Here is an 8,811-nt window from a genome sequence, read left to right as displayed (position 1 = left end):
TAATTTCATTATTTCTAAGTAATTCTTCTATGTCTTTAGAGTTTAATATAACTTCAAGGTAATTTACGTTACCTCTCTTATACATTTCTCTAAGTCTAAGCCTAAGAGTATCTGTGTTTTCAGCTAAATTTGCCTGAGCTTTTTCTAATTTAGCTTGATTTTCTTTTATGTCATTGTTTAAATCAGAAATTTCCTTTTCTAAAGCTGAAATCTTAGAAGAAGTAACTTGAATCTTTTCATCTAAATTTTCAATTTCACTGGTAACTGATTTCTTTTCAGTTTCAGTACTTGAAATATTAGACTTTTGCTCCTTCATTTTATTATTTAATTTCACTTGCTCTTGCTTTTTTTTATCTCTTTCAATAGTTAGACTTTTAGAACTCTTTGCAATAGTGCCTGTTGGCATAGCCATAATTGCTGTAAGACATATTGCAAGAATCTTTTTCTTACTATACATTTCTATAATTCACCTACACATCCAAAAATTTCTTAGTAGAAAACAAACTTCCAAAAAAGCCTATTCCAACACCAATGCATGCAAATATTATATATAAATCTTGTCTAATGGACAAAGCAGATATCATATCTACATTGATAATATCGCAAATCTGAGGATTCAATCTGTCAAATAAAATTTCATAAAGCCTCAAAGTTATAAATCCCGCTATAACTGCACCTACAATGCCAAAAATTATTCCGTCAATTAAAAAAGGTCCTCTAATATAAGTGTTTGTTGCACCAACATATTTCATAATACTAATTTCTTTTCTTCTATTGGAAATTGCAATTCTAATAGTATTGTGGATAATCAACACAGACACAAGAACTAGAATTAAAACAATGCCAGCTCCAACATATTTAACTCCATTTTGTACCTTCATCATTTGAGTTACAAAGTCGTAATAATAATTGCAGTCTTCAACTATTGGTAGACTCTTATATTTTTCTTCAACTTCCTTGCCATAGGATAATTCTTTCATCTCCACGGTTATTGATGCAGGTAGAGGATTGCCTCCAGGGATATTTTCTAGGATTTTAGATTTTTCTCCAAAATCTTCTTTAAATTCCTCTAAAGCCTCTTCCCTAGAAACATAGGAAACTTTTTTAACCTTCTTGTTGTCGTGAAGCTCGTCGATAAAGGCATTTACATCGCTAGCACTTGCATCATCCTTTAAGAAAAATACAACCTTATCTAACTTTTCTCCAGTTTGATAGACAATTCCATTTAAATTTAAAATCATTAGCATCACCACGCCAAAAAGTGTAAGCATGGCAGCAATGGAAATAATGGAAGTAAAGGACATAGTCTTATTTCTCCAGATACCTGAAAAAGATTCTTTAACAATATTAAAGAACTGTCGTATTATTTTCATAATATCCTCCTTCTTTAACATCAGAAACAATTTCTCCATTATCTAAAGTTACAACTCTCTTATTAAATTTATTTACTATATTAACTGCATGAGTCGCCATAATGACAGTTTTGCCGTCGTCGTTAATATTTTTTAGTGCCTGCATAATGTCCCATGCAGTGCTTTCATCAAGATTGCCCGTAGGTTCATCACATACGAGATAAGTTGCCTTATTTACTATTGCTCTTGCAATGGAAACTCTTTGCGACTCGCCCCCAGATAATTCAGAAGGGTAGTTTTTTTTCTTGTCCCCAAGATTTACAAGGTCAAGTGCATAATCAACCTTTTCATTTATTTGCCTTTTTGACTCTCCAAGAATTTCTAGTGCAAATGCCACATTTTCATAGACAGTCTTTTTTTCTAATAATCTGTAATCTTGGAATACAACAGAAATATTTCTTCTAAGTTTGGGTATCATATATTTAGATAGTTTTGTTATTTCATTTTCAGCAATGTAAATTTTTCCACGACTGACTTTTTCTTCTCGGATAAGAAGTTTAATCATAGTAGATTTACCAGCGCCCGATGGACCAACTAAAAACACGAAGTCACCACGAGGTATCTCTATATTCACATTTGAAAGTGCGGTAACACCATTGTTGTATTTCTTAAATACATTTTCAAATTTAATCATATTTACACCTTTCTATTATCTCTAATATTATATTACAAAGTGGTTACAAATGTACAGTGAATTTATTAAAATTCTCTAATTTTTCAAATTTCCTGAATATTTTTAAAAATAAATAAGATTTTAAAAATATTTTTTGAAAAAAATATTTTACATTTCAAAAGACTTCGTGTATAATTTTGAAGTAAAAAAGTAATTTATTTAAATGAAGTTTAAATGTAGGAGGAATTATGCAAAGATACATTGGAACAGTAGTACGTGGAATCCGTACACCGATTGTAAAAAGTGGAGACAATTTAGTAGATATTGTCGTTGATTCCCTAGAAAAGGCTCTTGAATCAGAAAATATTTCCATGAGAGATAGAGATGTTGTAGCAATTACTGAATCTTTAGTTGCAAGAGCTCAAAACAATTATGTTACAATAGATGACATAGCAGAAGATATTAATAAAAAATATACTGGAGAAATTGGGATAGTATTCCCTATTTTAAGTCGTAACAGATTTTCAACAATCTTAAGAGGAATCGCAAAATCAGGAAAGAAAATCCATTTTCTATTCTCCTACCCTTCTGATGAAGTTGGAAACTCACTAATGGATCCAAACCTTCTTTATGAAACTAAGATCAATCCTTTCACAGATGTATTAGAAGAAAAAGATTATAGAAGAATTTTTGGTGAAGTCGTTAAACACGAATTCACAGGCATTGACTATGTGAGCCTTTACAAAGAAATTTGTGATGGTAATTGTGAAATCCACTTCTCAAATGATCCTAAAACAATTTTAAATTATACAGACGAAGTTCTTGTTGGTTCAACTCACACAAGATTTAGCATCAAAAGACTTTTAAAAGATCAAGGAGCAAAAATTGTTCTAGGTCTTGACGATATTTTAACTGAATCTATTAATGGCAGTGGTTATAACCAAGAATTTGGACTACTTGGCTCAAACTTTGCTTCTGAAACAAAATTAAAATTATTCCCAAGAGATGGAGAAAAATTTGTAAATGAAGTTCAAAAGAAATTAATAGACAAGTACAACAAAGACATTGAAGTAATGATTTATGGCGACGGAGCTTTCAAAGATCCCGTTGGAAAAATTTGGGAACTTGCTGACCCAGTAGTTTCACCTGCACACACTAAGGGACTTACTGGTACACCAAGTGAACTTAAAATTAAATACATTGCAGACACTGACCTTAAAGATATGGACTCTGAACAAGCAACTGCTGCAATGAAAGAAAAAATTTCTCACAAAAATAAAGATTTAGTTGGAACTAATGAAACTCTTGGAACTACTCCAAGAATAATTACCGACTTACTTGGAAGTCTTTGCGACTTGACAAGTGGTTCAGGAGATAAGGGAACTCCAGTAATCTTAATTCAAGGTTACTTCGACAACTTTGCAACAGAATAAAAATTAAGGAGCTTTGGCTCCTTTTTTTTTTTGCTCTTTTTACTTATTATAAAAATTTATTCTATTTTTAAGATTATTAAGATAAAATTTTAAAAATTTTTTTCTTTTTTTTGATAAAACCTTTTCATTATATTACAATAAAACGAGAGGTGATATGCATGAAGTTAAAAACTATGAATCTGGACAATGCTCTTCTAAAGAGTTTAAAGGACTACATAGATACTTTCGATAATAAAGAAAACAATATTATAAGTATTCTTCACTATGCTCAAGATATTTTTGGATATCTTCCCAAAGAACTTCAAATTTATATTGCAAGATTAACCGATCTTCCTGCAAGCAGAATAAATGGAATTGTAACTTTCTATTCCTTTTTCAATGAAAAGAAAATGGGAAAATTTAAAGTAGACGTATGTCTTGGTACTGCTTGTTTTGTAAAGAGAAGTGAAGAAATTATGAGAGCATTTAAAGATGAATTAAATGTCGACGGTGACGGACTTAGTGAAGATGGTCTATTTAATGTGAATTCTATAAGATGTGTTGGAGCTTGTGGCATTGGTCCCGTAGTTCGTGTAAACGAAAAAATTTATGGACATGTCGAGGTTGAGGATGTTAAAAATATTATAAATTCTCACAGAAATGAATTACAATCAGAAAAAAATTAAACAAATATTAAAATAAAGGAGGTAATTATGACAAAAATAGATTCCTTGGAAAAGCTTCTTTCTATAAAAGAATCAAGACGCAACCAAACTATTTTAAGAGATATTGGTGAGATGCCAGACGATGATATTATAGAAATTTTTATAACTTGTAATGAAACAGAAAAATATACAGAAATCGAAAAAATTTTTGATGATTTAAAGAATTTCGTTCTAGAAAGGAATATGCTAAACTGCAAATTTCTATTCAAAGATGATCCAAATCAAAAGGAAAAATTTAACATTGAGATAAAATTTAATGTATGTGCAAATGTTAAGAGCAATTCTCTAAAAGCTGATGCAATTAAAGATTTTATCTTAAATGTTGCTTCTATGAAAAATCAAACCCTTGAGTATGAAAAAGAGGTGACAAATGAATAACTTGAGATTACAAATACTTGTTTGCAATGGAACAGGTTGCATCTCTGCAAGAAGTGATTTAATAAAAGAAAATTTTGATAATGCACTTGAGCATTATAAAATTCACGACGTTGAGGCAATTATCACAGGTTGTTTTGGATTTTGCGGTGAAGGTCCCATAGTAAAAGTTGATCCAGACAATGTTTTTTACACCCACGTAAAACCTGAAGATGTAAATGAAATTGTTGTAGAGCATATTATTCATGGAAGACCTATAAAAAGACTTCTTTACAAAAATCCCAAAACTAAGGAACCTATTTATAATCAAAGGGAAATGAGCTTTTACGGCAAACAAACTCGTGTTGCCCTAAAAAATTGTGGAAAAATCAACCCAGAAAATATTGATGATTACATATCCTATGATGGCTACCAAGCTCTATTTAAAGTTTTAACTGAAATGAGTCCAATAGATGTAATAGATATTATTAAAGCTTCTGGGCTTCGTGGTCGTGGAGGTGGCGGATTTCCTACTGGCATTAAGTGGCAAAATACATATAATACCCCAAGCGATGAAAAATATATTTTCTGCAATGCTGACGAAGGGGATCCCGGTGCCTTTATGGACAGAAGTATTTTAGAAGGTGACCCTAACTCAATTATTGAAGCGATGACTATTGGTGGGTATGCAACTGGTGCAAATCACGGTATAATTTATATTCGGGCTGAATATCCTCTTGCCATCCATAGACTTAAAACTGCAATTTCTCAGGCTAGAAAGTATGGTTTCTTGGGCAAAGATATTTTCAATTCTGGTTTTGATTTTGACATAGAAATTAGATATGGAGCAGGCGCCTTCGTTTGCGGCGAAGAAACTGCCCTAATTCACTCAGTAGAAGGCAAAAGAGGAGAACCTACAAGAAAGCCACCTTTTCCTAGTGTAAAGGGCTATATGAATAAACCAACTACTGTAAATAATGTTGAAACTTTTGCAAATATCCCAAAAATTATTCTAAGAGGTGTAGATTGGTTCACTTCCATGGGAACGGAAAAATCTAAGGGGACAAAGGTCTTTGCTCTTGCAGGAAAAGTAAATAATGTCGGACTAGTTGAAGTACCTATGGGAATTACTATTCGTGAAATTGTATACGACATTGGTGGTGGCATACCAAATGGCAAAAAATTCAAAGCTGTTCAAATTGGTGGACCTTCTGGCGGAATGATCACAAAGGAAAATATTGACACGCCAATAGATTATGAAAATTTAAAAGAAATAGGTGCCATGATGGGTTCTGGAGGTCTAATTGTCATGGACGAAGACAACGACATGGTTGAGATTGCAAAATTCTATCTTGAATTTACTCAAGACGAATCCTGCGGCAAGTGTACTCCTTGTAGAATTGGCACAAAAAGACTTCTTGAAATGTTAGAAAATTTATTGGATGATAAAGGATCTGAAGAAGATTTGCAAAAAATAGACGACCTATGTCACAATATAATTAATTCGGCTGCTTGCGGACTTGGTCAAACTGCTCCTAATCCAATTTTATCAACTATGAAATACTTTCGCGATGAATACCTAAAGTATGCAAGACATGAAGTTAAAAAAGCGTACAAAATAAATAAAGAAAAGTGTATTGGCTGTCATAGATGTGCAAAAGAATGCCCCGTTAAGTGCATAAGTGGAAAGCCTAAGGAAAAACACGAAATAAACGAAAACAAGTGCATCACTTGTGGGACTTGCTTTAAAGTGTGTCCTGTTGGTGCAATTGCAGAACCTAAATAGAGGTGAATTATGATAAATTGTGTTATTAATGATAAAAAATTAAAAGTTAAAGAAGGTACCACAATCCTAGAAGCAGCAAAAGAAATTGACATAGATATTCCTACGCTTTGCCATATGAAGCTTCCCAACTTTAATTACGAAAACAAACCTTCAAGTTGTAGAATTTGTATGGTAGAAGTTGTTGGAAGACCAAAACTTTGCACAGCTTGTTCTGAAGAAATAACCGAAGGCATGGTAGTAAATACTGACACTCCTAAAGCAGTTGAAGCACGAAAAATTAATTTAGAGCTTTTACTTTCAAATCATCCAAAGGACTGTCTAGTATGTCCTAAAAATTTAAACTGCGAGCTTCAAGCATTGGCAGAAAAAATGGGAATAAGAAAAATAGCCTACAAAGGCGAAAGAATGCAACACAAAGTGGATTCATCTTCAAATTCAATTTATAGAAATCCAAATAAATGCGTAATGTGTAGGCGATGTGAGACAATGTGTAACGAAGTACAAACCGTAGGTACGCTTAGTGGTCTTAATCGTGGATTTGATGCCATAGTTGCACCTGCCTTTAACATTCCCCTTGCAGAAAGTTCCTGTACCTTCTGCGGTCAATGTGCGGCAGTATGCCCAACTGGCGCAATTGTAGAAATTGACGCTACAACAAAAGTTTTTGATGCCATAAAAAATCCAAAAAAACATGTGGTAGTACAAGTTGCTCCATCAATTAGAGTTGCCATAGGAGAACTCTTTAATATGGAACCTGGCGAAGTAACGACAGGTAAACTTGTAACAGCACTTAGAAAACTTGGCTTTAATGTAGTCTTTGATACAGATTTTTCTGCAGACTTAACAGTTATGGAAGAAGCAAGCGAACTTGTCGATAGAATTACAAATAACAAGACTCTTCCAATTTTAACTTCATGCTGTCCTGCCTGGGTTAGATTTATTGAGATGAACTATCCCGATATGTTAGACATTCCATCAAGTTGTAAATCTCCACAAATTATGATGGGTTCCATGGTAAAAACTTATTACGCAAAGAAAATTGGCATACCTGCAAAAGACATCGTAATGGTTTCAGTAATGCCATGCACTGCAAAAAAAGCTGAAGCAGCAAGATCTGAGCTTGGTACTAAAGATATTCGCGACGTGGATTACGTCCTTTCAACTAGAGAACTTGGCAGAATGATAAAACTTTATGGAATTGACTTTAACGGTCTTGAGGAAGATAATTTTGATGAATTAATGGGCGAATCTTCTGGAGCGGGAACAATTTTTGGTACAACTGGTGGAGTAATTGAAGCTGCTATTAGAACTGCAAGCGAATGGATAACCGGTGAGAGCCTAGAAAAAATTGAATTTGACGAGCTAAGAGGTCTTAAAGGCATAAGGTGTGCCCAAGTAAAAATTCACGACTTGAATCTAAAAATTGGCATAGCTCATGGGCTTGGCAATGCGAGAAAATTGTTGGATGGAATAAAAAATAAGACCTATAACTTTGACGCCATAGAAATTATGGCTTGTCCCGGTGGATGCATTGGTGGCGGAGGCCAGCCTTATCACCACGGTCATGAGGAAATTCTTTTGAAAAGACAAAGAGCCCTTTATGAGATTGACAAAAATAAAAAAATTAGAAAAGCTCATGAAAATCCAATGATAAAGGAAATATACGAAAATTATCTTGGAAAACCTTATGGTGAAAGAGCTCATGATTTACTTCACACAACTTATACACCACGAGAAAAAATTTAAACTTTTAGAGATAATATTATGCCTTTGTAAAACTTTATAAACCTAAAAATATTGTATGCCATAATAGTGCATGCAATATTTTAGGTTATGCGAAAAATTCAAATAAACTAGTCTCTCAATACTTAAAATAGATATAAAAAACCGCAACAAAAGTTGCGGCTTTTAGTAATTTATTTAACTGTTTGGATTAATACCATCCTCTAAGTTTCATAGCTTTGTCGATAGATTTAATAGCGTACATGTAAACTCCTTCTCTAGGAACTACATCATATTCATCACAAACTCCGAATACGCCTTTAATAGCTTTCATCATATCAGCTTCTTGTTTTTCTTCAACTTCAGCTTCAGTCCAGTACATTCCGTATTGGTTTTGAACCCATTCATAGTAAGAAACAAGAACTCCACCAGAGTTAGTTAAAATATCTGGAATTAGAGGTATTCCTCTTTCTAAAAGAACTTTATCTCCTTCTGGAGTAGTAGGACCGTTAGCAGCTTCACAAACTAATTTAACATTAAGTTTTTGAGCAACATCGCCAGTAATTACATTTTCAAGAGCAGCTGGAATTAAGATATCCCATTCGCCAGTCCAGAAATCATCAGAAGAAATTTGTTTTGCATCTGGATAACCAATTAATGTGTGATGTTCATCCTTATATTCAAGAAGTTTCTTAAAGTCTAATCCATTTTCATTGTATAAAGCGTAATTTCCTTCTTTTTTGTCCCATTCAGCTAGAGCGTAAACTTTTCCGCCTTGTCTTTCAAT

The 8,811-nt window shown here is 33.2% G+C and carries 7 protein-coding genes and 2 pseudogenes; 5 read left to right on the top strand and 4 right to left on the bottom strand.

The genetic code is table 11. The annotated features are described in order from the left end of the window. The 3 genes and pseudogenes from MR285_RS07410 to ftsE all read right to left on the bottom strand — a co-directional run. Positions 1-457, bottom strand: a pseudogene (locus MR285_RS07410) (peptidase M23); the annotation flags it as partial. A 13-nt stretch (positions 458-470) separates the two neighbouring features. Beyond that, positions 471-1,373: a permease-like cell division protein FtsX gene (gene ftsX / locus MR285_RS07405; RefSeq protein ID WP_293559579.1), complete on the bottom strand. Its 903-nt coding sequence runs from the start codon at positions 1,371-1,373 to the stop codon at positions 471-473. Continuing rightward, positions 1,348-2,046: a cell division ATP-binding protein FtsE gene (ftsE, locus tag MR285_RS07400; RefSeq protein ID WP_293559577.1), complete on the bottom strand. Its 699-nt coding sequence runs from the start codon at positions 2,044-2,046 to the stop codon at positions 1,348-1,350. The genes ftsX and ftsE overlap by 26 nt, the downstream gene beginning before the upstream one ends. Before the next feature lie 227 nt (positions 2,047-2,273). Between ftsE and MR285_RS07395 the strand changes: the two genes are divergently transcribed. The 5 genes from MR285_RS07395 (at position 2,274) to MR285_RS07375 (ending at position 8,048) form a co-directional block, all read left to right on the top strand. Beyond that, the gene (locus MR285_RS07395) at positions 2,274-3,458 is read left to right on the top strand and encodes a coenzyme F420-0:L-glutamate ligase (RefSeq protein ID WP_293559575.1); all 1,185 of its coding nucleotides are present in this window, start codon (positions 2,274-2,276) and stop codon (positions 3,456-3,458) included. A 158-nt stretch (positions 3,459-3,616) separates the two neighbouring features. Continuing rightward, positions 3,617-4,123: an NAD(P)H-dependent oxidoreductase subunit E gene (locus tag MR285_RS07390; protein ID WP_293559573.1), complete on the top strand. Its 507-nt coding sequence runs from the start codon at positions 3,617-3,619 to the stop codon at positions 4,121-4,123. A 27-nt stretch (positions 4,124-4,150) separates the two neighbouring features. Next, positions 4,151-4,540: a hypothetical protein gene (locus MR285_RS07385; protein ID WP_293559571.1), complete on the top strand. Its 390-nt coding sequence runs from the start codon at positions 4,151-4,153 to the stop codon at positions 4,538-4,540. Further along, a complete protein-coding gene (locus tag MR285_RS07380) occupies positions 4,533-6,302 on the top strand; it encodes an NADH-quinone oxidoreductase subunit NuoF (protein ID WP_293559569.1) in 1,770 nt (589 codons plus the stop codon). Before MR285_RS07385 ends, MR285_RS07380 begins: the two co-directional genes overlap by 8 nt. Positions 6,303-6,311: 9 nt before the next feature. Next, positions 6,312-8,048 carry an NADH-dependent [FeFe] hydrogenase, group A6 gene (locus MR285_RS07375; RefSeq protein WP_293559567.1) on the top strand — a complete coding sequence of 579 codons (1,737 nt, stop codon included), beginning with the start codon at positions 6,312-6,314 and terminating at the stop codon, positions 8,046-8,048. A gap of 187 nt (positions 8,049-8,235) precedes the next feature. On the opposite strand, the pseudogene MR285_RS07370 reads toward MR285_RS07375, so the two are convergent. Further along, positions 8,236-8,811 (bottom strand): annotated as a pseudogene (locus MR285_RS07370) (glutamate dehydrogenase); the annotation flags it as partial.

It is taken from the genome of Peptoniphilus sp., from assembly GCF_022767005.1.
Classification (GTDB): Bacteria; Bacillota; Clostridia; order Tissierellales; family Peptoniphilaceae; genus Peptoniphilus_A.
This window is presented reverse-complemented; position numbering and strand designations above follow the sequence as displayed.

What these genes read in the sequence shown, in the direction of transcription:
- MR285_RS07395 (WP_293559575.1), top strand. Translation starts at nt 2,274, where the DNA reads ATGCAAAGATACATTGGAACAGTAGTACGTGGAATCCGTACACCGATT.
- ftsX (WP_293559579.1), bottom strand. Translation starts at nt 1,373, where the DNA reads ATGAAAATAATACGACAGTTCTTTAATATTGTTAAAGAATCTTTTTCA.
- MR285_RS07390 (WP_293559573.1), top strand. Translation starts at nt 3,617, where the DNA reads ATGAAGTTAAAAACTATGAATCTGGACAATGCTCTTCTAAAGAGTTTA.
- MR285_RS07380 (WP_293559569.1), top strand. Translation starts at nt 4,533, where the DNA reads ATGAATAACTTGAGATTACAAATACTTGTTTGCAATGGAACAGGTTGC.
- ftsE (WP_293559577.1), bottom strand. Translation starts at nt 2,046, where the DNA reads ATGATTAAATTTGAAAATGTATTTAAGAAATACAACAATGGTGTTACC.
- MR285_RS07375 (WP_293559567.1), top strand. Translation starts at nt 6,312, where the DNA reads ATGATAAATTGTGTTATTAATGATAAAAAATTAAAAGTTAAAGAAGGT.
- MR285_RS07385 (WP_293559571.1), top strand. Translation starts at nt 4,151, where the DNA reads ATGACAAAAATAGATTCCTTGGAAAAGCTTCTTTCTATAAAAGAATCA.